Source organism: Streptomyces shenzhenensis (assembly GCF_003688995.1).
GTDB classification, from domain to species: Bacteria; Actinomycetota; Actinomycetes; order Streptomycetales; family Streptomycetaceae; genus Streptomyces; species Streptomyces shenzhenensis_A.
Genome location: NZ_PENI01000004.1, coordinates 189,387 through 215,120 on the forward strand (window position 1 = coordinate 189,387; position 25,734 = coordinate 215,120).

16 protein-coding genes are annotated in these 25,734 nt (G+C 74.4%); 7 read left to right on the top strand and 9 right to left on the bottom strand.

Annotated elements, in window-relative coordinates; translation table 11 throughout:
* The first annotated feature begins 2 nt into the window (after nucleotides 1–2).
* From CTZ28_RS08540 to CTZ28_RS08565, 6 genes are all read left to right on the top strand, one after another.
* Complete coding sequence (locus CTZ28_RS08540) at nucleotides 3–1,988, top strand: YfjP family GTPase (RefSeq protein WP_121888657.1); 1,986 nt, start codon at nucleotides 3–5, stop codon at nucleotides 1,986–1,988.
* Nucleotides 1,989–3,277: 1,289 nt separating this feature from the next.
* Nucleotides 3,278–3,745, top strand: a complete 468-nt coding sequence (locus tag CTZ28_RS08545) for a single-stranded DNA-binding protein (protein WP_121888658.1) — start codon at nucleotides 3,278–3,280, stop codon at nucleotides 3,743–3,745.
* A gap of 309 nt (nucleotides 3,746–4,054) precedes the next feature.
* A complete protein-coding gene (locus CTZ28_RS08550) occupies nucleotides 4,055–5,485 on the top strand; it encodes a Cys-Gln thioester bond-forming surface protein (RefSeq protein ID WP_259471511.1) in 1,431 nt (476 codons plus the stop codon).
* Between the two features lie 285 nt (nucleotides 5,486–5,770).
* The gene (ettA, locus tag CTZ28_RS08555; protein ID WP_121888659.1) at nucleotides 5,771–7,435 is read left to right on the top strand and encodes an energy-dependent translational throttle protein EttA; all 1,665 of its coding nucleotides are present in this window, start codon (nucleotides 5,771–5,773) and stop codon (nucleotides 7,433–7,435) included.
* A 2-nt stretch (nucleotides 7,436–7,437) separates the two neighbouring features.
* Nucleotides 7,438–7,890, top strand: coding sequence for an acyl-CoA thioesterase (locus tag CTZ28_RS08560; protein ID WP_259471512.1), 453 nt, complete (start codon nucleotides 7,438–7,440; stop codon nucleotides 7,888–7,890).
* Complete coding sequence (locus CTZ28_RS08565) at nucleotides 7,887–8,561, top strand: DUF8185 domain-containing protein (protein WP_121888660.1); 675 nt, start codon at nucleotides 7,887–7,889, stop codon at nucleotides 8,559–8,561. Before CTZ28_RS08560 ends, CTZ28_RS08565 begins: the two co-directional genes overlap by 4 nt.
* Before the next feature lie 95 nt (nucleotides 8,562–8,656).
* Here CTZ28_RS08565 and CTZ28_RS08570 read toward each other — a convergent pair whose 3' ends face one another.
* The 4 genes from CTZ28_RS08570 to CTZ28_RS08585 form a co-directional block, all read right to left on the bottom strand.
* Nucleotides 8,657–9,613, bottom strand: a complete 957-nt coding sequence (locus CTZ28_RS08570; RefSeq protein WP_121888661.1) for an ABC transporter ATP-binding protein — start codon at nucleotides 9,611–9,613, stop codon at nucleotides 8,657–8,659.
* Between the two features lie 34 nt (nucleotides 9,614–9,647).
* Nucleotides 9,648–12,452 (bottom strand): FtsX-like permease family protein, encoded by a 2,805-nt coding sequence (locus CTZ28_RS08575; RefSeq protein WP_121888662.1) that lies wholly within the window; start codon nucleotides 12,450–12,452, stop codon nucleotides 9,648–9,650.
* A 1-nt stretch (nucleotide 12,453) separates the two neighbouring features.
* Nucleotides 12,454–15,744, bottom strand: a complete 3,291-nt coding sequence (locus CTZ28_RS08580; RefSeq protein ID WP_121888663.1) for an ABC transporter permease — start codon at nucleotides 15,742–15,744, stop codon at nucleotides 12,454–12,456.
* Between the two features lie 264 nt (nucleotides 15,745–16,008).
* Complete coding sequence (locus tag CTZ28_RS08585; protein ID WP_121888664.1) at nucleotides 16,009–16,413, bottom strand: globin; 405 nt, start codon at nucleotides 16,411–16,413, stop codon at nucleotides 16,009–16,011.
* An 83-nt stretch (nucleotides 16,414–16,496) separates the two neighbouring features.
* Between CTZ28_RS08585 and CTZ28_RS08590 the strand changes: the two genes are divergently transcribed.
* The gene (locus CTZ28_RS08590) at nucleotides 16,497–17,492 is read left to right on the top strand and encodes a methyltransferase domain-containing protein (protein WP_121888665.1); all 996 of its coding nucleotides are present in this window, start codon (nucleotides 16,497–16,499) and stop codon (nucleotides 17,490–17,492) included.
* A gap of 52 nt (nucleotides 17,493–17,544) precedes the next feature.
* Here CTZ28_RS08590 and CTZ28_RS08595 read toward each other — a convergent pair whose 3' ends face one another.
* From CTZ28_RS08595 to CTZ28_RS08615, 5 genes are all read right to left on the bottom strand, one after another.
* Nucleotides 17,545–18,894 carry an FHA domain-containing protein gene (locus CTZ28_RS08595; RefSeq protein ID WP_121888666.1) on the bottom strand — a complete coding sequence of 450 codons (1,350 nt, stop codon included), beginning with the start codon at nucleotides 18,892–18,894 and terminating at the stop codon, nucleotides 17,545–17,547.
* Between the two features lie 56 nt (nucleotides 18,895–18,950).
* Entirely contained in the window at nucleotides 18,951–20,297 is a 1,347-nt protein-coding gene (locus tag CTZ28_RS08600; protein WP_121888667.1) for a vWA domain-containing protein, read from the bottom strand.
* A gap of 100 nt (nucleotides 20,298–20,397) precedes the next feature.
* Complete coding sequence (locus CTZ28_RS08605; protein ID WP_121888668.1) at nucleotides 20,398–21,723, bottom strand: PP2C family protein-serine/threonine phosphatase; 1,326 nt, start codon at nucleotides 21,721–21,723, stop codon at nucleotides 20,398–20,400.
* Between the two features lie 3 nt (nucleotides 21,724–21,726).
* Nucleotides 21,727–24,360: a serine/threonine-protein kinase gene (locus CTZ28_RS08610; RefSeq protein ID WP_121888669.1), complete on the bottom strand. Its 2,634-nt coding sequence runs from the start codon at nucleotides 24,358–24,360 to the stop codon at nucleotides 21,727–21,729.
* Nucleotides 24,357–25,685, bottom strand: a complete 1,329-nt coding sequence (locus tag CTZ28_RS08615) for a hypothetical protein (RefSeq protein ID WP_121888670.1) — start codon at nucleotides 25,683–25,685, stop codon at nucleotides 24,357–24,359. Before CTZ28_RS08615 ends, CTZ28_RS08610 begins: the two co-directional genes overlap by 4 nt.
* Nucleotides 25,686–25,734 lie beyond the last annotated feature (49 nt).

Genomic DNA, 25,734 nt, shown 5'->3' on the forward strand with positions numbered 1-25,734 from the left:
CGGTGACCGCCGTCACTGACCAGGACCACACCGATCACACCGGCGACACGGCCTCCCGGAAGGGCGCTCCGAGCACCGCGAAGCCCGAGAGCACCGTTGCTGCAGAGCCGCAGGCCCGCGGTCGGGACGCCCACGTCGGTGACGGTGCCGGGCACGGGCGCGTGAAGGATCAGCAGGAGGAACAGGTGGGACGCGCACGCGTGAAGGACGAAAAAGCCGCCTCGGGGTCCATGGGCTCCGCGGACTCCGCCGGGTCCGTGGACTCCGCGGATTCCGAGGGCTCCGCGGACTCCTGGGACGACGGGCTCATCGCCCGCCGCATGACCGAGACCGCCGACGCCGGGCAGTCCGCCCCGGTCGAGCCCCGCGCGGCGGCCGCACAGGCCCCGGCCCCGCTGGCGTACGACGGCCCGCTGCGCTCGCGTCTGGACGCCCTGCGGGAGCTGGTCGGGCTCTCCCGCACCCGGCTCGAGAGCGGCACCCTCGCCGAGGCGGGCCGGGTCCTGGACGAGGCGGCGGCACGGCGCAAGCTCTCCGGGCAGCACACCGTCGTCGCGATCGCGGGCGCCACCGGCAGCGGCAAGTCCCAGCTGTTCAACACCCTCGCCGGGGTGGCCATCTCGGAGACCGGGGTACGGCGGCCGACCACCGCCGCGCCCATCGCGTGCAGCTGGAGCGACGGCGCGGCGACCCTGATCGACCGGCTGGGCATCCCCGGACGGCTGCGCAGGCGCCCGCTGCAGAGCCCGGAGGCCGAGGCACAACTGCGCGGCCTCGTCCTCATCGACCTGCCCGACCACGACTCCGCCGCCGTGCAGCACCGTGAGCAGGTGGACCGCGTCCTCAAGCTCGTGGACGCGGTGATCTGGGTCGTCGATCCGGAGAAGTACGCGGACGCCGTCCTGCACGAGCGCTACCTGCGGCCCATGGCGGGACACGCGGAGGTGATGTTCGTCGTCCTCAACCAGACCGACCGGCTCCCCGGGGAGGCGGCCGACCAGGTCCTCGACGATCTGCGCCGGCTGCTGGACGAGGACGGGATCGCCCTGGGCGAGCACGGCGAGCCGGGCGCGACCGTGCTCAGCCTGTCCGCGCTCACCGGGCAGGGCATCCCCGAACTGCGCGAGGCCCTCGGCCAGTTCGTCACCGAACGCGGGGCGGCGGCCCGCCGCGTCTCGGCCGACGTGGACGCCGCCGCGGCCGAGCTGCGGCCCGTGTACGCCACCGGGCAGCGCTCCGGGCTCACCGAGGAGGCGCGGGAGGAGTTCTCCGCCCGGCTCGCGGACGCCGTGGGCGCCACGGCGGCGGGGGAGGCGGCCGAACGCGCCTGGCTGCGCAACGCCAACCGGGCCTGTGGGACGCCCTGGCTGCGGCTGTGGCGCTGGTACGAGAAGCGGTTCGACGTGCCCACCGGACGGCTGTTCCTGCGTACACAGGCGGACGAGGAGGCCACGGCACGCCAGCGTGTCGAGCAGGCGGTGCGCACGGTGTCGGACCGGGCGTCGGCCGGGTTGCCCACGCCGTGGGCGCAGGCGGTGCGCGAGGCGGCCGCACGGGGCTCCCAGGGGCTGCCCGAGGCGCTGGACGGACTGGCGGCGCGTACCGGGCTGTCGCCCAGCAGACCGCCGCGGCCGGGCTGGTGGCCGCTGGCCGTACTGGTCCAGGCGGCCATGACACTGGTCCAGATCGTGGGCGGGCTGTGGCTGGTGGCGCAGATCGCCGGGGTCATGGAGCCGAATCTGGGGGTGCCGGTGCTGCTGATGGTGGCGGGCATCGTGGGCGGGCCGCTCGTCGAGTGGAGCTGCCGGATGGCGGCGCGCGGGCCCGCGCGGCGGTACGGGCAGGAGGCGGAACGCCGATTGCGCGACGCCGCGGCGGGCTGCGGGCGGGCCCGGGTACTCGATCCGCTGGCCGCGGAGCTGCTGCGGTACCAGGAGGTACGGGAGCAGTACGGGCAGGTCACCCAGGCTTCGGCGGGGGTGGGGTAGACCCGGCACGGGTACCGGCGCCCGCGGTTCCCTTGCGGGGCATGGGGCGGTTGTCGGGTGCGGTGCCGTCGTGGTTGGGCGTGCGGTTCCCTTCGGGGCACGGGACCGTTGTCGGGTGCGGCGCCGTCGGGGTTGATCGCGCAGTTCCTCGCGCCCCTCACGGGGCACAGGAACGTCGTCGAGTGCGGCGCCATCGTGGCTCGTCGCGCAGTTCCCCGCGCCCCTTACGGGGCATGGGACTGCTGTCGGGTGCGGGCCGTCGGGGCTTGGCGTGCGGTTCCCCGCGGCCCCCTTGCGGGGCACGGGACCGTCGTCGGGTGTGGCGCCGTCGTGGCTGGTCGCGCAGTTCCTCGCGCCCCCTTCGGGGCGCGGGACCGTCGTCGGGTGCGGCGCCGTCGTGGCTGGTCGCGCAGTTCCCCGCGCCCCTTACGGGGCATGGGACTGCTGTCGGGTGCGGGCCGTCGGGGCTTGGCGTGCGGTTCCCCGCGGCCCCCTTGCGGGGCACGGGACCGTTGTCGGGTGTGGCGCCGTCGTGGTTGATCGCGCAGTTCCCCGCGCCCCTTGCGGGGCTACGGGCCGTGAGTAACTGCGGGTCCACGGGTGACCGCAAGTCTGCGGGCAACTGCAGGCCCGCCGGTGGCCACAGATCCACAGGGGCTACGGGCCCGCGGGTGGCCGCGGGTAAACCGGCGACCGCCAGGCCCACAGGTAGCCGCCAGTCCCACAAGCGACCGCAGGCACTTCGGTGGCCGCAAGGCCCACGGGTCGGCTGCCGCGCTACCGCACCCGACGACGGCCCCGCGCCCCGAAGGGGGCGCGGGGAACTGCGCACCCAGCCACGACGGCCCGCACCCGACGACGTTCCTGTGCCCCGTGAGGGGCGCGGGGAACTGCGCGACGAGCCACGACGGCGCCGCACCCGACGACGGTCCCATGCCCCCCGTGGATCTGCCGCCACCGGTAGGCATGCAGTCGCCCGTGGGCCTGCGGTCGCCCGCGGGCTTGCGGCCATCCGTGGACCCGCAGTCACCCCGGGCCCGTCGCGGCCCCCGCGGATGCGCGGCGCAGCGTCAGTCGGTGGTTTGGTCGCTTGTCTGGGTGAGGGGGTTTTCCACAGGTGGCCGGTGGTCCACAGGGCTCAGCGGGGGCGGCCCGGCGGAGGCAGTCTGGGTCCCGCGGTGATCGCGACGCACGGAAGATGTGCGGCCGACGCCGCGGACGCAGCCGTACGGGACGGGCCCGTACGGGTATCCGCCGGGCGCGAGCGACCGGACGGGGAGGGGTTCGAGATGAACGAGACGATGGTGTGCGTGGTGGGCAACGTGGCGACGCAGCCGGTGTACCGGGAGCCGGCGGCAGGCCCGTCGGCACGGTTCCGGCTGGCGGTCACCTCGCGCTACTGGGACCGGGAGAAGAGCGCCTGGGCGGACGGGCACACCAACTTCTTCACGGTGTGGGCCAACCGCCAGCTCGCGGTCAACGCGGCGGCCTCGCTGAACGTGGGGGAGCCGGTCGTCGTGCAGGGCCGGCTGAAGGTGCGCACGGAGGCGCGCGACGGGCAGCAGACCCGGGTCTCCGCGGACATCGACGCGGTGGCGATCGGCCACGACCTGGCCCGCGGTACGTCGGCCTTCCGGCGGACCGGCAAACCGGAGGGGACGGCGCCGCAGCGACCGGAGCCACAGTGGGAGACACCGGAAGGGGAATCCGCCGATCCGCCCGCTCAACAGCCCCCGGAAGCCGTCGCCGTGACATGACGTCAGTCATGACGAGGCCCAGGCCGAACCGCACCCTGTCGGCGAAGATTCCCTCCGCGACCCGCTCGCGAACCGGTGGATTTGTCGATAAGCCCTGCTCGCGGCGGGTCCTGGCGATAACGATTCCGAGTCGGATCCGCCATCCGGTGATCTGACCGGCGAGCCGGGTTGTGACTGATCCCTAGGATGCCGGGCGTAGCCCCAGGGGCTGCTGATTCTGCCGGTGGGACCACACGCCTCCACGTCAATGGGTCCTGCTTGAAAGGGAATTCTGTGCTTGCTGCGTTCTCTCGGTTCTGTCGCACCTCCGTGCCAGCGCGTCGGCAGGGCCCGTCACGCCTGGCCGCCGCGACGCTGGTGACGGGGCTCGTGGCGGCCGGCGTGCTGTCGGGCGCCGGGGTGGCGGCCGCCGGCGGGCAGGCGCAGGACCCGGGCGGAGCGACCGCCACCCTGGGCGGCCTGAAGACCTACGGAGAGGCCGTCATCCACGCGGACGGCGGCGACCTGAAGGTGGCGGCGGGCCTGTTCGAGATGTCCGTCGACGACGGCGGCATGCTGCAGACCTACTGCATCGACATGCACAGCCCCACCCAGAAGGACGCCAAGTACCAGGAGACGTCCTGGAGCGGCACCTCGCTGGGCGCCAACAAGGACGCCGGCAAGATCCGTTGGATCCTGCAGAACTCCTACCCGCAGGTGAACGATCTCGCGGCGCTGGCCGAGCGGGCAGGCGTCGGGGGCCTCACCGAGCAGGACGCCGCGGCCGGCACCCAGGTGGCCATCTGGCGCTACTCGGACGGCGCGGACGTCGACGCCGTCGGCGCGCGGGCCGAGAAGCTCGCCGACTACCTGGAGAAGAGCGCCCGTGACGTGGCGGAGCCGCGGGCCTCGCTGACCCTGGACCCGCCCGCGGTCTCCGGCCACCCGGGCGAGCTGCTCGGCCCGGTGACGGTGCACACCAACGCGCTGGGCGTCACGGTGATCCCGCCGGCGGACGCCGCCACCAGCGGTGTCCGGATCGTCGACAAGAACGGCGAGGTCGTCACGTCGGCGAAGGACGGCAGCAGGCTGTACTTCGACGTCCCCGAGGACACCGCCGAGGCCACCGGCGGCGAGACCTCCCCGGCGCCGGACGGCGGCAGCGGGGCCGCCGCGCTCACCGTCCAGGCATCGACCACCGTGCCCGTGGGCCGCGCCTTCGCCTCCGAGAGCCGCAGCCAGACCCAGATCCTGGCCGGTTCCAGCGAGTCCACGGTCTCCGCGACCGCGAGCGCGGCCTGGGCGGAGAAGGGCCCGATACCCGCGCTGTCGGCCCGCAAGAACTGCGCCGCGAGCGGTCTGGACATCAGCGCCGCCAACACCGGGGACAAGCCCTTCATCTTCGAACTGATGGGCGGCGAGCACAGCGTCCCCGCGGGCGCCTCGCGCACGGTGACCATCCCGCTCCAGGAGGACCAGGCCTACGACTTCACGATCACCGGGCCGAACGGTTTCGCGCAGCGCTTCACCGGCGTCCTCGACTGCAAGACCCAGGGCAGCGAGGTCGGCACGGTGACGCAGACCCTGGCCGAGCCCAGCCCGGCCACGGTGGGCGGCTCCTCCGGCGGCACCACGAACCTGGCCGCGACCGGCGGCTACAGCGCGACCCCGGTGATCACGGGGGTGGCCATCGGTCTTGTGGTGATCGGCGGCGCGGTGCTGGTCCTGCTCCGCAAGAGGGAAACGCCGACGGGCGACTGACCATCAGGGGCCGACCCGCCCGGCACCCAGCTGCACAGCACCTTGAAAACTCCACAGTGAGTGCCCGGGGTCACTGACGCGCACATCACAAGGATGCCGGACCGGGCCCCGCCCGCGGCCGTCCCCGGGGCGGCTGCGCGCCGGGTGCTCGGCCCCGCACCGATACCGGTGGCGAAACGCCAGGTCAGCGGGGATCGGCCGGACGGGTTTCCGTCCAGGGGCGGCCGTCGGGCAAGATGGGTTGTACTGCCCACTGCCAGATTTCAAGCTGCCGGACGGTTTCTCTTGGCTGAGTTCATTTACACCATGCGCAAGGCGCGCAAGGCGCACGGCGACAAGGTGATTCTCGACGACGTCACCCTGAACTTCCTGCCGGGTGCGAAGATCGGCGTCGTCGGCCCGAACGGCGCCGGTAAGTCGACCGTGCTGAAGATCATGGCGGGACTGGAGCAGCCGTCCAACGGCGACGCGTTCCTCTCGCCCGGCTACAGCGTGGGCATCCTGCTCCAGGAGCCCCCGCTGGACGAGAGCAGGACGGTCCTGGAGAACGTCCAGGACGGCGTCGCCGAGATCAAGGGCAAGCTCGACCGGTTCAACGAGATCGCCGAGCAGATGGCGACCGACTACTCGGACGCGCTGCTGGAGGAGATGGGCAAGCTCCAGGAGGAGCTGGACCACGCCAACGCCTGGGACCTCGACGCCCAGCTGGAGCAGGCCATGGACGCCCTCGGCTGCCCGCCCGGGGACTGGGCCGTCACCAACCTCTCCGGTGGTGAGAAGCGCCGCGTCGCGCTCTGCAAGCTCCTCCTGGAGGCCCCCGACCTGCTCCTCCTCGACGAGCCCACCAACCACCTCGACGCCGAGTCGGTGAACTGGCTGGAGCAGCACCTGTCCAAGTACGAGGGGACCATCGTGGCCGTCACCCACGACCGGTACTTCCTCGACAATGTCGCCGGCTGGATCTGCGAGGTCGACCGCGGCAGGCTGCACGGCTACGAGGGCAACTACTCCAAGTACCTGGAGACCAAGGCCGCCCGCCTCAAGGTCGAGGGCCAGAAGGACGCCAAGCGGCAGAAGCGCCTCAAGGAAGAGCTGGAGTGGGTGCGCTCCAACGCCAAGGGCCGGCAGGCCAAGTCCAAGGCGCGTCTCGCCCGCTACGAGGAGATGGCCGCCGAGGCCGAGAAGATGCGGAAGCTGGACTTCGAGGAGATCCAGATCCCGCCGGGCCCCCGACTGGGCACTGTGGTCGTCGAGGTCAGCGACATCGGCAAGGCCTTCGGCGAGAAGGTCCTCATCGACGGCCTCTCCTTCACCCTCCCGCGCAACGGCATCGTCGGCGTCATCGGCCCCAACGGTGCCGGCAAGACCACCCTGTTCAAGATGATCCAGGGACTGGAGACGCCGGACTCCGGTGACATCAAGGTCGGCGAGACCGTCAAGATCTCGTACGTCGACCAGGGCCGCGCCAACATCGACCCGAAGAAGACGCTCTGGGAGGTCGTGTCCGACGGGCTCGACTACATCAACGTCGGTCAGGTCGAGATGCCCTCGCGCGCCTATGTCTCCGCGTTCGGCTTCAAGGGCCCGGACCAGCAGAAGCCGGCGGGTATCCTGTCCGGCGGCGAGCGCAACCGGCTCAACCTGGCGCTGACCCTCAAGCAGGGCGGCAACCTGCTGCTCCTCGACGAGCCCACCAACGACCTGGACGTCGAGACCCTCTCCAGCCTGGAGAACGCCCTGCTGGAGTTCCCGGGCTGCGCCGTCGTCGTCTCCCACGACCGTTGGTTCCTGGACCGCGTCGCCACGCACATCCTCGCCTACGAGGGTGAGTCGAAGTGGTTCTGGTTCGAGGGCAACTTCGAGTCGTACGAGAAGAACAAGATCGAGCGGCTGGGCGCGGACGCCGCGCGTCCGCACCGTGCCACCTACAAGAAGCTGACCCGGGGCTGACCTTGCGGCATATCTACCGCTGCCCGCTGCGCTGGGCGGACATGGACGCGTACGGCCACGTCAACAACGTGGTCTTCCTCCGCTACCTGGAAGAAGCCCGTATCGACTTCCTGTTCCGCCCGGACAAGGATTTCCAGCAGGGGTCCGTGGTGGCGCGCCATGAGATCGACTACAAGCGGCAGCTCGTCCACCGGCACGAGCCCGTGGACGTCGAGCTGTGGGTCACGGAGACCAGGGCGGCGTCCTTCACCCTCGCCTACGAGGTGAAGGACGGCGACCAGGTCTACGTCCGCGCCTCGACGGTGATCGTGCCGTACGACTTCGACGCGCAGCGCCCGCGCCGGATCACCGCCGAGGAACGGGAGTTCCTGCGGGAGTACATGGACGACGCCGCCGAGGACCAGGGCACGTACAAAGACACGGGCAAGGACGAGGAGGAGGCCGTCGCGGCATGACGGTGCTCCACCTGGCCGACGACGGGGAGGCGGCGGATCTCGCGGCCTTCCTGTCCCGGCTGCTCCACTACGACCGTGCGGCCGCGGTGCGGCTGCAGGCGGCGGGGACGGCCCTCGCCGTGTTCGGCCGCCCGCCGTCCTTCGAGGTGCTGACGATCCGCACGGTGCGACTGGCCAAGCCCTACGAGAACGGGCTGGACGCCACCCTCGATGTGACCGTGTCCGCCGGTGAGCTGCTGGAGTCCGTGGACGAGTCGGCGGCCACCGCCGTCGTCCCGGCCGCGGTGACCGGGCCGCCGTGGGCGGGGGTGCTGCCGCCGCGCGGCGGCTGGCGCCCCGAGCCGGGCCTGCCGGCGCCGGACGCGCTGCGCGCGCTGGTCGCCGCGGCCGTCGCCGAGTTCCGTTCCCGTACGGGGGAGCTGGTGCCGGAGCGGCGGACGCGGGCGGAACTCGACCGGATCGGGCGGGACATCTGGTCCCGGACGGTCGCCGGGACCCGGCTCCCGGTACGGGCCGTGCACGCGGCCCAGTCCCTCGGCTTCCTGCGGCGCAGGGGTGCCGTGGAGGCCGGGCTGTTCTCGTCCGGGGCCTGGCTCCGGCTGCGTACCCCGTACGGGTCGGTCGCCGTGCGGCAGGCGGGGCTGGGAGCGCTGAACGTCAGCGTGCGCTGACGACAGCGCCCTGAAGGGGCGCGGGGAACCGCGCGACCAGCCACGACGGTGCCGCGGACGACCGACGGCACAGCGCGGCACTTCCAGCGCGGAGCTCAGCGGTCCTGGCTGTCGTCGGGCCATACCCCGATGTGGTCCGGTTCCAGCTCCAGGGCGACCCGGTCGCGCATGCCCAAGGCCTCGGTGTACTCGGCGGGGAGCTGGAGGCGGCCGGCGCGGTCCAGCATGGCGTACTCCCGGGCCACCACCGTCTCATGGCCCGTGGCCGCGTCGATCTCGCTGCGGCGCAGGACCTCCGTGGAGGTGCGGCCGTCCCGGATGGCGACCGTGCGACGGACCTCGTCGGCGACCGCCTGGTCGTGCGTGACGATGACGATGGTGGTGCCCAGCCGCTCGTTCGCGGTGCGGAAGGCGTCGAAGACCTGCGCGGCGGTGTGGGAGTCGAGTTCGCCGGTGGGTTCGTCGGCGAGCAGGACCGCCGGCGAGTTGGCGAGGGCCACCGCGATGGCGACGCGCTGCTGCTGGCCGCCGGACAGCTGCTGCGGGCGGCGGTCGCGGCAGTCGGCGACCTCCAGCAACTCCAGCAGTTCCAGGGCGCGTTCGGTGCGGGTGCGGCGGCGGACGCGGGCGCCGGACAGGCTCAGCGGGAGGGCGACGTTCTGGGCGGCGGTCAGATAGGGCAGCAGGTTGCGGGAGGTCTGCTGCCAGACGAAGCCGACCACGTCGCGGCGGTAGGCGAGGCGGTCCTTGGCGGTCATGGTGAGCAGGTCGCGCCCGGCGACCCTGGCCGCACCCGCGGTGGGGGTGTCCAGGCCGGCGAGGATGTTCATGAGCGTGGACTTGCCGCTGCCGGAGGCGCCGACCAGGGCCATCAGCTCCCCCTCGCGGACCAGCAGGTCGAGGCCCTGGAGCGCCTGCACCTCGACGCCGTCGGTGGAGAAGATGCGCACGACACGGTCGCAGGTGATCAGGGCGTCGTGGCCGTAGGCCGGGCGGTTGCGGGCCTCGGTGACCCGGTTCGCCAGCTCGGTGAGGGTGGGGTCGGTGGTCATCGCGTCTCCCGCACGGTTGACAGGCCGGCTCGGTTCATCGCGCGTCTCCCGCCCTCAGTTCCCGCACCGACCCGCGTCGCCCGGCCCACCAGGCCTGCGCGCCGGCCACCCCGACCGCCGTCACCAGCACGATGATCGCCGGGACGGTCAGTGACAGCGGGTCCGTGTACAGCTCGGTCCTGCCGGCCGACGCGTCGGCCGTGGGCAGGGCGACGGCGGTCAGATCGACACCGGGGGACAGCAGCCGGATCGCCGCCCAGCCGGTCAGCGCGCCGCCGGCCGCGGCGAGGAGGGCCTGGGGCAGGGATTCCAGGACGAGCAGGCGGCGGGCCTGCGCCCGGGTCAGGCCCATGGTGCGCAGGCGCGCGAGGAGCGCGGTGCGTTCCGGGGCGGCGCGCAGCAGGGCGAGAAGCAGGGCCAGTACGGCGTAGCCGGCGCCGGCCGCGACCGCCGCCGTGTAGACGTGCTCGGCACCGGTCTGCAGGGGCGGGTCGGCGTACCGTGCCCGCTCCTCGGCGCGGACGCGTACGCCCACGGTGGGGCCCGCTGTCCGGCGCAGCGCCCCCGCGTCCACGTGGTAGCCCGTCACCAGCAGGGCCGTCGGGCGGGCCGCGGCGGCGCTGAGCCCGGCGCGGTCCACGACGAGGAAGCCGCCGCCGGTCACGGCCGGGGTGCGGTCGCGGACGACGGTGATCCGCACGGAGACCGTGCTGCCGTCCTCCAGCCGTACCGGGAAGGGGCTGCGGGTGCCGTACGCCTTCGCGACGGACGGCGAGGCCAGGGCGGGCAGCGGCCCGCCGGCCGCGGGACGCTTGAGCCGGTCGGCCTCGAAGGCGCCGAGACCCGTGCGGGCCGCCAGCGCCCCGTACCCGGCCGGGTCCACACCCGCCAGCGGTACCGGAGTCTGCTCGTCGTGCGGCTTCGCCTGGTAGCCGATGCTCAGCTCGGTGACCGCACGCACCTCGGACAGGCCGCTCACCCGGCCGGCGAGGCCCGACGGCAGCGGGCCCTCGGACTCCACGCGGGCGTCCGCGCCGACGGCCAGCAGGGCGGCCCGGTCGCGGGCCTCGTTCACGCCCGCCAGCACGGAGCCGCCGAACGCCGCCGTGGTGAGCGCGGTCAGCAGCGCCAGCAGGGGCAGCACCGCCGAGACCGAGGTGCGGCCCGCGCGGGCCAGGGACAGGAAACCCACCGCGCCGCGCAGCCGTCCGGCCGGGCGGGCCAGCCGGCGCAGCAGGAACGGGAGGAGCCGGACCAGCACCAGCGCCGCGATCACCCCCACCAGCACCGGTGCGACCGACACCAGCTGATCGCCCGAGGAGCCGTCCCCTGACGCACTCGACGTGCCGCGTCTGCGCAGCGACTCCACCGCCGCCGCGGCCAGCACGAGCAGCGTCAGCTCCGCGACCGTGCGCCGCCGGGACGGGCGCGTCGTCGCCATGTCCTCGCGTGGGCCGGCGACGCGTACGGACCGGTGGGCGAGCGCGGCGCGCAGCGGGAGCGCGGCGCAGGCGACGACGGTGACCGCGAGGGCGGCGGCGACCGCGTAGGCGGCGCGGCCCTCGGGGACCGCGAGGAGCGCCGCGGTGAGCCCGAGCGCGCCCGCCGGTACGGCGACCGCCGCGGTCTCGGCGCACAGCCGCCCGGCGAGACCGGGCAGTGAGGCGCCGCGGGCGCGCAGCAGGGCGGCCTCGGCGCGGCGCCGGTCGGCGGTGAGCGCGCCCGCCATGAGCAGGACGACGGCGGCGACCGTGGCGGTGCCGACGGCGGCGACGGCGACCAGCGGCGCGATGCCCGCGCGCAGCTGGGAGAAGGAGACCAGGACACCGTCGAGGTCGGTGGTCACGTCCGTGCCGGGGCCGGTGAGGGCGCGGGCCTCCTGCAGGCCGGGGCCCGACTCCAGGGTGGCGACGGCGGCCTTCAGCCGGCCGAGATCACTGGCGTGGAAGCGGTCCGGGTCGGGGGCCAGATACCAGTAGCGCACCGGGTCTCCGTCGGTGCCCAGGAGGGCGGGGGCGGCTTCGGGGGCCAGCAGCAGGGCGCCGAGCCAGTACCAGTTGCGGTCGGGGCCCGAACCGGGCAGGGGCACCAGGCTGGGGGTGTGCAGCAGGGCGCGGGTCGACCAGTACGCGCCGGCCGGCTCGCGCGGGGTGACGATGCCGGTGACCCGGACGGCGAGCGGGGCCCGGGCCACGGCCGGCACATGGATGACCGAACCCACCTTGATGTGCAGGCTCTTGGCCGTGGCGGCGGTGACGGCGGCCTCCACCACGGGGGTGGTCGCGTCCACGGTGCCGGAGGTGCGCGGCAGCCGGCCCTCGCGCGGCGTCGCGTGGTCGGCGAGGCCGTTCTGCGTGACCAGGGCGACCCGGGCGGGCACACCGCTCGGGCGGGGTATCCAGGGGTCGGGCACTTCCAGGTTCTTGCTCAGGGTCACGCCGTACGCCGACTGCGCGCGGTCGAGCGCAAGCGATCCGGGGACGGTGCCGAGCAGCTTCTCGTGCCGCTCTCGCAGCGCGGCGGGCAGCAGGGGCGCCGCCAACTCCTCGGGGGACGTGGCGCCGGCGGTCAGGGGAGCGGTGATCTGCACGGTGGTGCGTTCGGGGCGGGCCTGCTGGAAGGAGCGCAGCAGCCCCGCGTCCTCGTACCGGTCGACCGCGCGCGGGAAGGCGGCGGCCAGGCACGCGGTCAGCGCGACCAGCAGGGCGAGTGCCAGAGCGGCGAGCGGCGCGGCCCGCAACCGGGTGCGCACCCAAGGAGCGGCCACGGCCGACGCCTTGCCGCGCCCGGCCGCCTGCGCGGAAGCTGTACCGTGCTCGGCGTCGTGTTCGGAGTTCATCTCAGTCACCTCCTTGGTCCCGCAGCGAGGTCGCCGGGTCCGCGCGGCGCAGGGCCAGCGCGGCCGTGCCGAGCAGCGGCGTCGCGGCGACCGCGGCCAGCAGCAACGCCACGCGTCCTGGCGGCAGTTCGACCAGCAGGGCCGGCACCGGCCGGGTGGCCTCGGCGGTCAGCACGATCAGCGGCAGGACGGCCCGGGTCAGTACGGTGCCCAGGGCGACGCCCACCACCAGGGCCAGGGCCACCAGGACGCCCTGTTCGGCGGCGATCGTCCGGGCCAGTTGCCGGCGTGGGGCGCCCAGGGCGCGCAGCACCGCGAACTCGGCGCCCCGTTCCCGCAGCGACCCGGCCGCGCTCACCGCGAAGCCGACCGCGGCGAGCGCGGCAGCCACCACGGCCGCCGCCGCGAAAGCGGCCTCCGGTCCCGCGCCGAACGGATCGTCGCGCAGCTCGGCGGCGATCTCGTCGCGCACCACGACCTGCCCGGGGTCCACGTCCGGCAGCGCCCGCACCGCGGCGGCCACGGAGGCCGCGTCGCCGGGCGCGGTCCGCAGCCACCACTCGGCGGGCGTGACGCTCTCGCCGTACCGCTCCTGCAACGCCCGGTTCACGGACCGCAGATCGACCAGGAGGGCGCCCCCGTCGTGGTCGGCGGAGTCCGTCGGGCCGGCGGTGGTGGGCAGTGCCCGCACCGACCGTACGATCCGCACCGGCAGACTCCGGCCCGCGAACGTCACCTGCACGCGCTGCCCCTCGCGGGCGCCCGCCGACGTCAGGAAGCGGTCCGTCGCCAGCGCGGTGACCTCGGGCGCCGTGGGCTGCGCCACCCGAAGCTGGATCGTCACGGTGGCGATCGTCCAGCGGGTCCGGTCGGGGGTGTGGCCGGTGCCGTAGTCGACGGTCAGCGGGTCGGTGCCGGTCACGCGCGGGCGGGGCGGGCGGGTCGCGGCGTTGGTGGAGGCGGTGACTCCGGTGCTCACCGAGGCGGTCCAGTCGGCCGGCAGGGGCACCTGTCGCGTCCGCCCGTCGGTGCCGAGGGCGGTCAGCCCGGAGACGGTCAGGCGGTGCCGCTCGGCCTGTCCGGCGGGCTGGGCCATGTCGAGCTGGAGCCCGGTGAGCGTGCTCGGGCCGGGGGCCGTGTCGAGGTCGAGGGCCAGGGTGTGCGGGCGCCCGTCGGCGGGCAGCCGGCCGAACGGGAGCCGGTGGGGAACGCCGTACTGGTCCACGAGGGTGGCCGTCACGTCCATCGTGGTCAGCGGACCGGCGGAGCCGGCGACGGTCGCCCGCAGGCGCAGCCCGGTGATGTCCGCGGGTATGCGGGCCCCGGCCGGGGCGCCTTCGCGGGCCAGCCCGGACAGCAGCGGCCGGACCGGCTCGGCCGCCAGGTCGTCGCGCAGCAGCACCGTGTCGGCCGCGTGTGCCGTGTCCAGGGCGAGCACGGTCGCGGTCCGGTCCCCTGACATCGGCTGCTCGGTGCGTACGGCGGGGGCGGCCGCGCGTACGTGGGGGAGGTGCGCGTAGGTCTCGGTGCGGCCGAGCCCGCCGTCCCCGGCGCCCAGCACCCGCACCGGCACGCCGGCCCGGAAGTCGGCCTGGTCGTCCTGCGAGCGGTTCCAGGAGGCGCCCTGCCCGATCGCGAGCATGCCGAGCGCGATGGCGAGGACCAGCAGCAGCACCGGGCCCGCGCCGCGCATCGGGCGGCGGCTGAGCTGCCAGCCCGCCAGCGCCGCGGGCAGCCCCCGCCCGGCCGCCGCGCGGCGTTCCGCGAGCCGGGCCACCGGCGGCAGCAGCCGCAGCGTCAGCACCGTGCCGGCCAGCAGTGCCAGGGCGGGCGCCGCGACCAGCAGCGGGTCGATGCCGAGGCCGCCGGACGCGTCGGTGCCGACGGCACCGGAGGTGTGCCGGCTCAACTGCCAGTACGCCACCCCGGCCACCACCAGCAGACCGACGTCCGCACCGGCCCGCACCGGGCCCGGCAGGGCGCCGCGCCGGACGCCGGCCCGACCCCGGCCGGCGGGTTCGGCTCCGGTCCTGGCGCCGTCACCGCTGTCCGTCAGCGCGGGCACCGTCACCGCGAGCGCGCAGCCGAGCGCCACGCAGCAGGCCACCAGCCACACACCGGCCCGGCCGCCGGCCGGTGCGTCCAGGCGCAGTCCGATCCTGGCCAGCGCGCCCTGCCCGGCGAGGAGCCGGGTGAGCGGGCCCGCCAGCAGCGGCGCGCAGATCGCCGCGGGCACCGCGAGCAGCAGAGCCTCGGTGGCGGCGAGGCCCGCGAGCCGGGCGCGGGAGCCGCCGCGGGCCCGCAGCAGCCTGGTCTCGCCCGTGCGTTCGGCGCTCAGCAGCCGGGCCACGAGCAGCAGCGCGTAACCGGCGAGCAGCACCAGCTGGAGGGCGACGATCAGCAGGGTGGACCGGGAGACGAGCAGCGAGCGGTCGATACGGTCCAGGGTGTCCGGGAGCGCGGTGGTCGCGGCCGTCACCCCGCTCGGTCCGTGCGGTCCGCGCAGCGTCGCGCTGCCGGTCCGCGCCGCCTTGCGCAGCGCGTCGATCCGGCTTGTCGTCAGCGTGGTGAAGTCGGCCGTGGCCAGCCAGGCGGACGGACCGGCGCTCACCGCGGGGCCGTCGAGGACGGAGGGATCGGCGAGCAGTGGTCCGTACGTCGTGAAGGCGGACTTCTTGACGCCGCGGCCGAGCAGGTCGTCCAGCCGCCAGTAGGGCGCGGTGCCCGTGGCCGGCCGGTACAGCCCGGTGACGCGGACGTGCGCCGCCGGGCCGCCGAGCCGGTCGGTGAGGGTGAGCCGGGCGCCCGCGCGCAGGTCGAGGAGCCGGGCGGAGGACTGGGGCAGCGCGACCTCGGTCTCGCCGGAGGTCTGCCGCGGGAGCCGTCCGGAGACCAGGCGGACCTGGGTGCGGTCGAGCGCCGCGAGGTACGTCAGGTCCGGGTCGCCGGAGCGGTCGGCCGGCGGTTGCAGGGAGCGGGGCAGGGCGTACGGTCCCGAGCGCACCAGGGTCCGTACCGTGACCGGCAGCCCGGCGAAGGACTTCTCGGCCGCCTGCCGCACGGTCGCGTCGGCGGCCGCCCGCCGGTCCGCGGGCACGTCGGCCTTGACGATCAGCGCGGTGTCGGCAGCGGTGCGCGGGTCGTCGAGGGAATGGCGCAGGGCGGCGTCGCCGATCGCGCCGGAGTAGGCGGTGAGGGTCGCCAGCACGGCTGTGGTGAGCACCACGGTGAGCAGTGCGGCGGCGAGCAGCAGGCGGTGCGCCCGCGCACGCAGAACGACGAACCCCGTCACCCGGCCCCCGTGTAGTCCGTACTTCCGGAACAACTCCGGCGATGCTGTCAGAGGAGAGCGGACCGGGGTAAGCGTTTGTCAACGCGCCTTGACCGGATCGTGATCGAATCCCGCGTGCGTGAACCGCTCCGCGCAGAACAACTTGAGCGAATCGCTCCTGAGGGTCGCGCCCTGCGCGGGTCGGCTCGCGCGAATCACTCCGTGTGGAACCACCCGCGCCCCCTGCAGATCGGCTCCGTGCCCTGCGGAGCAGCTTGTTGGGGGTCAGTCCGGGGCGTTGATCATTGAGGCCGCTGCGTATGTCAGGTAGTTCCACAGCGTGTGTTCGTGTTCCTCGGACAGGGACAGGTCGTCGACGGCTGCCCGCATGTGCTTCAGCCAGGCGTCGTGTGCCGCCCGGTCCACGGTGAAGGGGGCGTGCCGCATGCGCAGTCGGGGATGGCCGCGGTTCTGGCTGTAGGTGTTCGGGCCGCCCCAGTACTGGATGAGGAAGAGGACCAGCCGCTCCTCGGCGGGGCCCAGGTCCTCCTCCGGGTACATCGGCCGCAGGAGCGGGTCCTCCGCGACCCCCTCGTAGAAACGGTGCACCAGCCGGCGGAAGGTCTCCTCACCGCCGACCTGCTCGTAGAAGGTCTGCTCCTGTAGCGTGCCGCGCCGAATCTCATTCACGCCCCCATGGTCTCAGACCCGGCGACGCAGGACTCAGGTCCTACGACCTCGCCTCCCGCAGCCCCGCGCCGCACAGTGGACGTATGGGCGCGCACGCACTCGGGTGGAGTGACCGGGATCTCGCCGAGCCGGCCGGTTCCGCGCTGGCGGACCTGGTGCGCGAGATCGACATGAGCGGGGCCTGGGCCGACGAACCGGTGTGGCGGGAGACGTTCGCGGCGGTGCCCCGGCATCTGTTCGTGCCGTACTACTACGTCGGCGTCCGCGGCGGCTACGAGCGCCGGTGGGGCGGCAGCCCGGACCCGCGGGACCGGGAGTGCTGGCTGCGCGGCGCCTACGAGGACGTCCCGCTCGCCACGCGCGTGCGCGACGGGCAGCTGATCTCCTCCAGCAGCCAGCCCTCACTGATGGCGACCATGCTCGTCGCCCTGCGGGTCGAGGACGGCCACCGGGTCCTGGAGATCGGCACGGGCTCCGGGTACAACGCGGCCCTGCTCGCCCACCGGCTCGGCGACGACGACCTGGTCACCTCCATCGACCTGGAGCCGGAGATCACCGAGTCGGCCCGGCGGCACCTGGACTCCGCCGGGCACCGCCCGCTCGTGGTCACCGGCGACGGCGCGCGCGGTGTTCCCGCCCGCGCCCCCTTCGACCGGATCATCGCGACCTGCACGCTGTCCGCCGTCCCGCGCGCCTGGCTCGCCCAGTGCCGTCCCGGCGGGCGGATCCTGGCGCCGTTCGCTGGCGGCCTGATCGCGTTGACCGTGCGCGACACGTGGCACGCCGAGGGCCACTTCCTGGCCACCCCCGCCTACTTCGTGCCGCTGCGCGGCGCGGGCGGGCCCGAGCCGCGGCCGGTGCCCCTGAGCGGGGTCCCGCACCTGGCCCGGGACGACGAGCTGTTCCGGTTCCTGCTGGCCCTCAGCCGCGGCAGCCTCGACCCGCAGGAGGCGTACGCGATGTGGCGGCGCGAGGGCCTGCCGGGCCGCGCGCGATACGGCATCACGGTCAGCGGCGATCGCGCCTGGGCCTGGCTGGACGACCCGGCGGGGCCCTACGCGTGGCCTCTGCCGGGCTGACCGCCGCTCCCGCCGGGCCGGTGGGAACGGCGGGACCGCTCGGACCGGTCCGTCAGCCCCGCCGGACGGTGATCGTCGTCCAGGCGCCCACATGCACCCGGTCGCCGTCCTGTAGCGGCACCGGCACGAAGGGCTGGATCGGGTCCTCGGAGCCGTTGACCGTGGTGCCGTTCGTCGAGTTCTGGTCGACGACCGCCCAACTGCCGTCCGGCTGCTGGACCAGGACCGCGTGCTGGTGCGAGACGCCCGGGTCCTCCGGCGGCACCGACAGGTCGATGTCGGGGGTGTCGCCGGTGGAGTGGCGGCGGCGGCCGATGGTGATCTGGTTGCCGGTGAGGGCGCGCTGCTGCTCGGGCGAGTACGCGGGCAGGTTCAGGCCGGCGGCCTCGGGGCCCGAGCGCTGCATCATCGCCAGGAAGTAGTCGCGGTCCGGGCCGATGGTCGCCAGCCAGGTCACCGGGCGCTGCGGCGCCTGCGGGAAACCGGGGCCGGGCGGGACCTGCGGGGCGCCGGGCTGCGGGTAGCCGTAGCCGCCCTGGCCGCCGACGCCCGGTCCGGGCGGGGCCGGGGGTCCGGGCGGGCCGGGTGACGACGGCGGGGAGATCACCCAGTCGTCCCCGCCGCCGAAGGAGGGTCCGCCGACCGGCGGCCGGCCGGTCTCCTGCGGGAAGGCGGGCGGCGCGGGCTGCTGGAAGGCCTGCGGGATGCCGGGGGCGGTGACGGCAGGCGGGGTCGGGCCAGGCGGCGGCGGAACCGGCCGCGCGGGGTCGGCGCCGAAGCCGGGCACACCGGGCGGTCCGGCGGGGCCGCCGAAGCCCGCGGGGCCGCCGGCACCCTGGCCGGGGGCGAAGCCCCCCGGAGCGCCCCCCGGGCCGCCGGGAGCGGGAATGCCGGGACCCGGGCCGCCGGGACCCGCGGGGCCCCGCTCGCCGCCGAACGGCGTCGGTCCGGACGGCTCGCTGCCGAACGGCGGGCCCGGCGGGATCGGTTCGGCCGGGCGGTTCATCTGGGACGGGCGCGAGCCCTGGTACTCGTACGCGTCGCCGCCGCCGTAGGACTGGCCGGGCGGCGGCTGGAAGCGGGGGGCAGGCGCGGCCGGGCGCGGGGCGGCCGGGGTGTACGAGGTGGCCGTATTGGTGAGGAAGTTCCACCGGCACTCCTCGCAGAACGGCGCACCGCCCTCGCGCGGCGTGCGGCACTGCGGGCACAGCTCGGGCTCCGCGCGGTCCGGCACGGCGGCCAGGTGCGGGCGGCCGGGAGCGCCCGGGGCGGGCGGCGGGAACCCGTAGCCGCCGGGCGGGGGCGGCGGAGGTGGCGGAGGCACGGCACCGGCCATGCGGTGACCGCAGACCTCGCACCAGTCGTCGGAACCCGACTGGTGTCCGTTCGGGCAGGTCGGCATGTCGGCGCGTCCCCCTCTCTGTCAGGGTCTTGCTGAGGTCCTGCTACGTCACTTCTTTACTTCTTTACACGAACGGTCTTTGTGGACCGTGTTTCGAGGGTCATCTCGTCGGCCTCCTCGACCCTCGCCTTCAGTCGCACAGTACCCGTCGCCGCATCGACCACGTCCACTACCTTCGCAAGCAGTTTCGCAGTATCCGCGTTCCCGGAGGCGCCGGCCAGCTGAACAGCCCTGCCCAGTTTGGCCGTTGCGCCATCCATATCGCCTGCTTTGCGGAGATCGAGACCCTGTTGGATGACTTGCGCCAGTTCGGCTTGACCGGTGTAGTGGGCGACCTGAGGGTTGATCGAGGTGGACGCGGCCATGTCGTCGGTCCATACGGCCCGTACCAGGCCCTGGGCGCCCAAGTTCTGTGCGCCGCCCTCGGGTTGCGGGATGACCAGGGAGACCCGCGCGGCGAGCATCTCCTGGCCGAGGGCGGCGGCCGGTACCTCGACGCAGAGGTGGTAGTCACGGGATTCGTCGCCCCAGGAACCGGTGGGGTAGTCCCCGGCACGCGGGCCCGCCTCGGTCCGACGACCGGTCAACTCCACGACGGTCGGAGCGACTTGCTTGACGAACCGGATGGTCGTGCCGACCGGCGTCCACACTCTGAGGGCGACGTCCGCGACCTCCTTGCCCATCGCCGTCTCCATCATCTGCCGGAAGTCGGCGGCCAGGCCCGCCGGATCGGCGACGATGTCGGCGCTGCCGAGCAGGCCCGAGGCGATCGATGTGACTTCTTTCACTTCCCAGTCGGTGCCCACGCCCCGCGCGTCACAGGTGAAGCGCCCGGCACACGCGTCCAGCGCGGCCTTGAGGTCCTGCGGCGACTCGTGCTCGTTGCGGCCGTCGGTGAGCACGATGCCGTGCCGGATGGCGACGTCCACCGAGGACAGCAGGCGGTCGGCGAGCCGCAGCCAGGTGCCGATGGCCGTGCCGCCGCCCGCGCTCAGCCTGCGCAGCGCCTGCTTGGCCCGGTCACGGGTGGTGGCGTCGGCGACGGCGAGCCGGCCGTCGCCCGGGTAGACCTCCTTGGCGACGTGCGTGCCGCCGATCACCGCGAAGTGCACACCGTCCCGCAGGGTGTCGATCGCCGCCGCCGTGGCGTCGCGGGCGTTGCGCATCTTGGTCGGCGGGTAGTCCATCGAACCCGAGCAGTCGACCATCAGGGCCACCGCGGCGGACGGCCCCTGCCCGGGCGCGTACAGGTGGGGCGCCGCGACCGCGCTCCCGATGGTGCCGCCGCCGGTCGCGGTCACGGTGACGATCGCGTTGACCTCACGGCCGCCCTCGGGCAGGTACTCGTTCTGGTACACGTCCACCGAGAACTGCGGCACGTTCGACTTCGAGAAATTGGCCATGCCTGTTCTGATCCCCCTCTGAACCCACGCGTCAGGTGGGCGGCGACTCGACAGCGGACCGTCCCCACGGTCCGCCGGGGCCTCCCCGTCCCGCGGCCCCTCAGGCCGATCCTGCCCCCTGCGGCGGGGCCGGGAACGGCACGACGGCCACTGTTACGTTGTCGTGGCCCCCGCCGTCCAGTGCGTGGCCGACCAGCACTCGGGCGCTGTGCAGGGGGCGCACCGCGGCGTCCAGGGGCATGGCCTCGGCCATCTCCTCGGCCGTCTCCGCGTAGTTCCACAGGCCGTCCGTGCACACCACGACGACGCCCGGCCGGTCCGGTTTGAAGGACGCGGTGTGCGGCTCCAGTTCGTAGGCGTCCGCGCCGAGCCAGCCGGTGATCGCGTGGGCGCGCTCGTCGGCGTACGCCTCCGCCTCGGTCATCAGGCCGGCCGCGACCATCTGCGCGGCCCACGAGTCGTCCTCGGTGAGCCGGGCCGGCGGCGCGCCGCGGTCCACCGGCACCCAGTAGGCGCGGCTGTCACCGACCCAGCCGACGACCAGCAGCCCGGAGGTGACCACCGCGCCGACGATCGTGCAGGCCGGGGCGTTCTGGTGCGGGGCGTGCTCGTGGTCGCCGGCCGGCTCGCCCGCCAGCGCGTTGACGGCCTGCGCGGCCGCGACGATCGCCTCGTGCATCGCCTGCTGCGGATGCGTGCCCCGCGGCAGGGCGGAGAGCAGCACCTCGCCCGCGGCCTGCGAGGCGGCCAGTGACGCCTCGTCGGGGCGGGTCGCCGAGGACACGCCGTCGCAGACGACCGCGACCGCCGCCGGCGAGCCGTCGGGCAGCGCGGTGTGGCCGACGGCGAAGGCGTCCTCGTTGCGGTGGTGCCGCAGACCGCGGTCGCTGACCGCGGCGATCGGGCCCGACTCCCGCTCCATGTGGTCGCGTTCGCGCGGCTGGGCGTGCCCGCAGTTCTCGCAGTAGCCGTCGTCGTCGACCCGGCCCGCGCGGCAGGCCACGCACACCTGTGGGGTCTCCGCGGTCGGGGCGGACTCGGCGGCCACCCGTGGATCCGGCGCCTGCAGCCGGTACTCCTCGGGCTCCTGCGGCCGGTCGAACCGCACCCCCGGTGCCGCGGGATCGGCGGCGGGCGCCGGTGCGCGCAGCGGGGAGCCGCCCGAGTCGGTGCCGGGCAGATCCGTCGGCAGATGGACCGCCGCGGGCGTGCCGGAACTGTCCGGTTCGGGGGCGATGGGCCAGGCCACGCCGCCCGGGGCGGGCCGGTCCGAGGCGTTCATGGTGAGCGTCGGGTGGTCCTGCGGCGGGGCGGGCACCACCGAAAGGTCGTACCCGCAGGCACCGCAGTAACGGTCACCCGGCTCGAGCGGTTCCGCGCAGCTCGGGCACTTCGACAGCGCGGCCTGCTGGGGCATGTGCGACATCAACTACACCCACGTCCGAGGGCGGTAACGGTTGGCCCGTTCCACCAGGTCGATCCTCTCCTCGCCGCCGGGCGCGAGCCGGGCCAGCGTGCGGTACGAGCGCTCCAGGCCGAAGCGGAGGCCCCGTTCGTCCAGGTCGTTGCCGAGCAGCACCGGCCCGCCGGCGGCGGGTCCGGCGGAAGCCCGGCCCCCGGAGAGTATCCAGTCCAGGGCGCAGCCGAGTACTTCCGCGGACAACTGCTCCCGGCGCGCCGGATCGAGACCGTACGCGTCCAGGGCCTCCACCTGGGCCGCGGCGGCGCTCAGATCGGCCAGGAGAGGTACGTCCCCGGCGCCCGCCGTGCGCTGACGCAGCCGTGCCCGTACGGCCGCCACGCGCGCCGCCGTGTAGTGGATGGACGACTCCGGCACCGACTCCAGGGTCCGTACCGCGCCGCTGCGGTCCGCTGCCGCGAGTTGGACGCGGGCCAGGCCGAACGCGGCGCTCACATAGCTCGGGTCGGTCGACCACACCAGGCGGTAGTACTCGGCGGCGTTGTCCAGCTGGCCGAGCACCTCCGCGCACAGGCCGAGCGCCAGCTTCGGCGCCGCCTCGCCCGGGAAGGCGTCGTAGACCGCGTCGAAGGCCAGTGCGGCGCCCTCGAAGTCGCCGGTGACCAGCGCGGTCACGCCGTGGTGCCAGACCACCCGCCAGTCGTCGGGCCGTTCGTCGGTCAGCTCGGCCAGCACGGTCAGCGCCGTCTCGAAGTCGCCGTTCTCCAGCCGGGCGCGGACCTGGCGCAGCCGGGTCTCCACGGTCTGCTGCGGCGCCGCGGCCAGCGCGGTGATCAGCTCGCCCGGCGCGGAGGCCAGCAGGCCCGCCAGGAAGCCGGCGTTGGGGTCGGCCGGGTCGACGTGCGGCACGGGCAGGGCGAGGGCGGCGGCGGGGGTGGCGATGGGACGGACGATGCCCTGGGGGGCGCTGGTGACGCCTGTGGCACCCCACGCGTCGCCGAGGGCCTCCGGGGCGGTACCGAGGGCCGCCGAGGCCGTGGCGAGGGACGTCGGGGTCCCGGTGGCGGACGGGAGAGGCGCCGTGCGGGCGCCGCCGGACGGCGTGCCGGACGCGGACCTGCGGCCCCACCGCCCGGCCGGCACCGCCCGCGCCCCCAGCCGCGACACGTCCTCGGCCAGCCGCGGGAACAACTCCGTGTCGGTGACCTTCGGTTCGGGGCCGAACAGCGTCGACAGCGCGGGCCGCGCCCGGCCCGTCTGGAGGGACACCACCTCGCGCAGCACGCCCGTCAGCTGCTCGGCCATCTCCTGCGCGGAGCCGAACCGGCGGGCCGGGTCCGGGTCGGTGGCCCGCACCAGCAGCCGGTAGAAGGACTCGTACTGCCGGAAGACGTCGATGTGGTCGGGGTCCGGCAGGGAGTCCCTGAAGACGTTCGTGTAGCCCTGGAAGTCGAAGGTCAGAACGGCCAGCGTACGGCCGACCGTGTACAGGTCGGAGGCGACCGAGGGGCCCACCTCCCCGACCTCCGGCGCCTGGTAGCCGACCGTGCCGTAGATGGCCGACTCCTCGTCGTCCATCCGGCGTACCGCGCCCATGTCTATCAGCTTGAGCTGGTCCTCGGTCTGGATCGCGTTGTCGACCTTGAAGTCGCAGTACAGCAGGTTGCGGCTGTGCAGATGGCCGAGCGCCTCCAGGGCCTCGATGCCGTAGGCGCACGCCTGCTCCACCGGCAGCGGATCGCGTCTGCCCTCCGGGGTGCGGCGGGCGTTGGCGATCTCCTTGAGCGACTTGCCGCCGACGTACTCCATGACGATGTAGCCGTCGAGGGAGCCGGTGCGCTGGTCGAGGTGCTCCACGAAGTTGTAGATCCGCACGATGTTGGCGTGCTCGATCTCCGCGAGGAAGCGCCGCTCGGAGATCGCCGCCTCCATCGCGTCCTGGTCGCCCGTGTCGAGCAGGCCCTTGAGCACCACCCAGCGGTCGGAGACCGCGCGGTCCACCGCCAGGTAGATCCAGCCCAGACCGCCGTGCGCCAGACAGCCCACGACCTCGTACTGGCCGTGCACGACGTCGCCCGTGCGCAGCTTGGGCACGAACGAGTACGGGTGCCCGCACTTGGTGCAGAAGCCCTCCGTGCGGCCCTGCCGGTCGCCGCGGGCCCGCCCCACCGGCGCCCCGCAGTCCGAGCGGGAGCAGAACCGCTTGCGCTCGGGCACCTCGGGATCGTTCAGCACCATCGCCCGCGGATCGGGCCGCGGCACCTGAGGCACCGTCACCAGACCCGCGCCCAGCCGGCTGCGCCCGGACGAACCGGCGGCCGAACCGGAGCTGCGCACCGACACCGAACGGCTGGTCGAGTTGCCCGACAGGGAGCGCGACAGCCGCCCCGACACCGAGCGCCGCGACTTCGACGACTGCGACGACGTTTGCGAACTGCGGCTGCCGGAGCGGGAACCGGCACTGCCCGCGGAGCCCGAGCCGCGGCCCCCGCCGGTGATCCCGGTGGGCGGCGAGCCGACCGACCCGGTCGCCGACACGACCGGCGCCAGGCCACAGGTGTCGCAGTACAGCTCACCGCCGCCGACGTCCTCGTAGCTGCCCTCGCAGGACGGCCGCTGGCACGTCTGTCCCGGCTGACTCATGGCTGGCCACCCCTCCGGTCCTGCGGACCGCCCTGCTCCGGCACCCGTACCGCCGCGAGCTGTTCGGCGGCGGCCCGCTGGTAGCGCAGCACCGCCTCCTCGGCGACCCGCAGATCGCACGGCGCGCTCCACAGCATGCGCCGTGCCGCGTCGTACCGCTCGACGAGCAGCGGGTCCTCGGCCAGCCCGTGCCGGGCGACCTTCGCCTTGTACGCGTCGAGCCGGCCGCGCAGCTCCGCGCGGACCGCGAGCGGCGCGGTGACCGCGGTGAGCGAGTCGCGGGCGCGCAGCAGTTCGTCCTCCGCCTTCTGCTCCAGGGACTCCAGGAGCGGGGACAGCCGGTGCCACTGGGCCTGCCTGCGGTACTCGGCGGCCGCAACCAGCTGCTCCTGGAGCACGGTCGGCGGCCCGCTGACCACCGGCACCTCCGACGCCGCGATCTTCGCGAGGACCTCGCCGCGCGCGGTGCGCGCCTCGGCGAGCGTGCGGTCGGCGCGGGACAGCACGTCCCGCAGCTTGATCAGCCGGGCCTCGGCGTCCTGGCGCACCGTCAGCACGGCGTCGATCTCGCGCCGCACGTCCTCCAGGGCGCGCGCCTCCCGGTCGTACACCGTGGTGTCCGGCCGGCCGCCGCCCGGCGCCGAACTGCCCGGCGCCGGAACCCAGAAGGCGAGCGGGTCGGAGACGACGTCCTCGCGCAGCCGGGTCAGCGTGCGGGTGATGCGCTCCAGGTCGTCGCCCGCCGGATGCTCGCCCGGACGCACACCGACCGAGTGCGCCAGCTTGCGGGTGCGCTGGAGCTCCGCGGCCAGCAGGTCGATGCGGGCGGGCAGCGCCGACCAGACCGCGTCGGCGGCGACGACCATGTCCAGCGAGGACGCGTACAGCTCGTTCATCCGGTCCACGAGGCCGGCCAGGCTGAAGCTCTGGCTGAGCCGGCCGGGGCCGGTCAGGGCCGGCGCGTTAGCGGTCGCCGTGGCGCTGCCCGCGACCGTGACGGACTCGCCGCGCAGCAGTTCGGTCAGCTCCACCAGGTCCTCGCGGCTGGACCAGCGCCGTCGGGCGCGGATCTCCCGTGCGGTGCGCAACGCGTCCGTGTACGCGTCGAAGTAGGCCCACAGCAGCGTGATCGACGCCTCCGCGGCCGACCAGCGCTCCTTGGTCGTGCCGGTCAGCTCGGCCCCTTCGAGGAGTCTGCGGCCCGCGTGGTCCTGGAGGGCGAGGAGCGAGGTCTCGATCGCCTCGTGCTCCGCGCCGAGCCGCGCCAGCGCACGGTCCACCTCGTCCCGGTCCAGCACCGGCCCGGCGGGGTCCGCGTCGCCCATCGATCACCTCTCGCTGCTGTGTGGTCCTGGTCTCTGTTCGGGGGGTGTT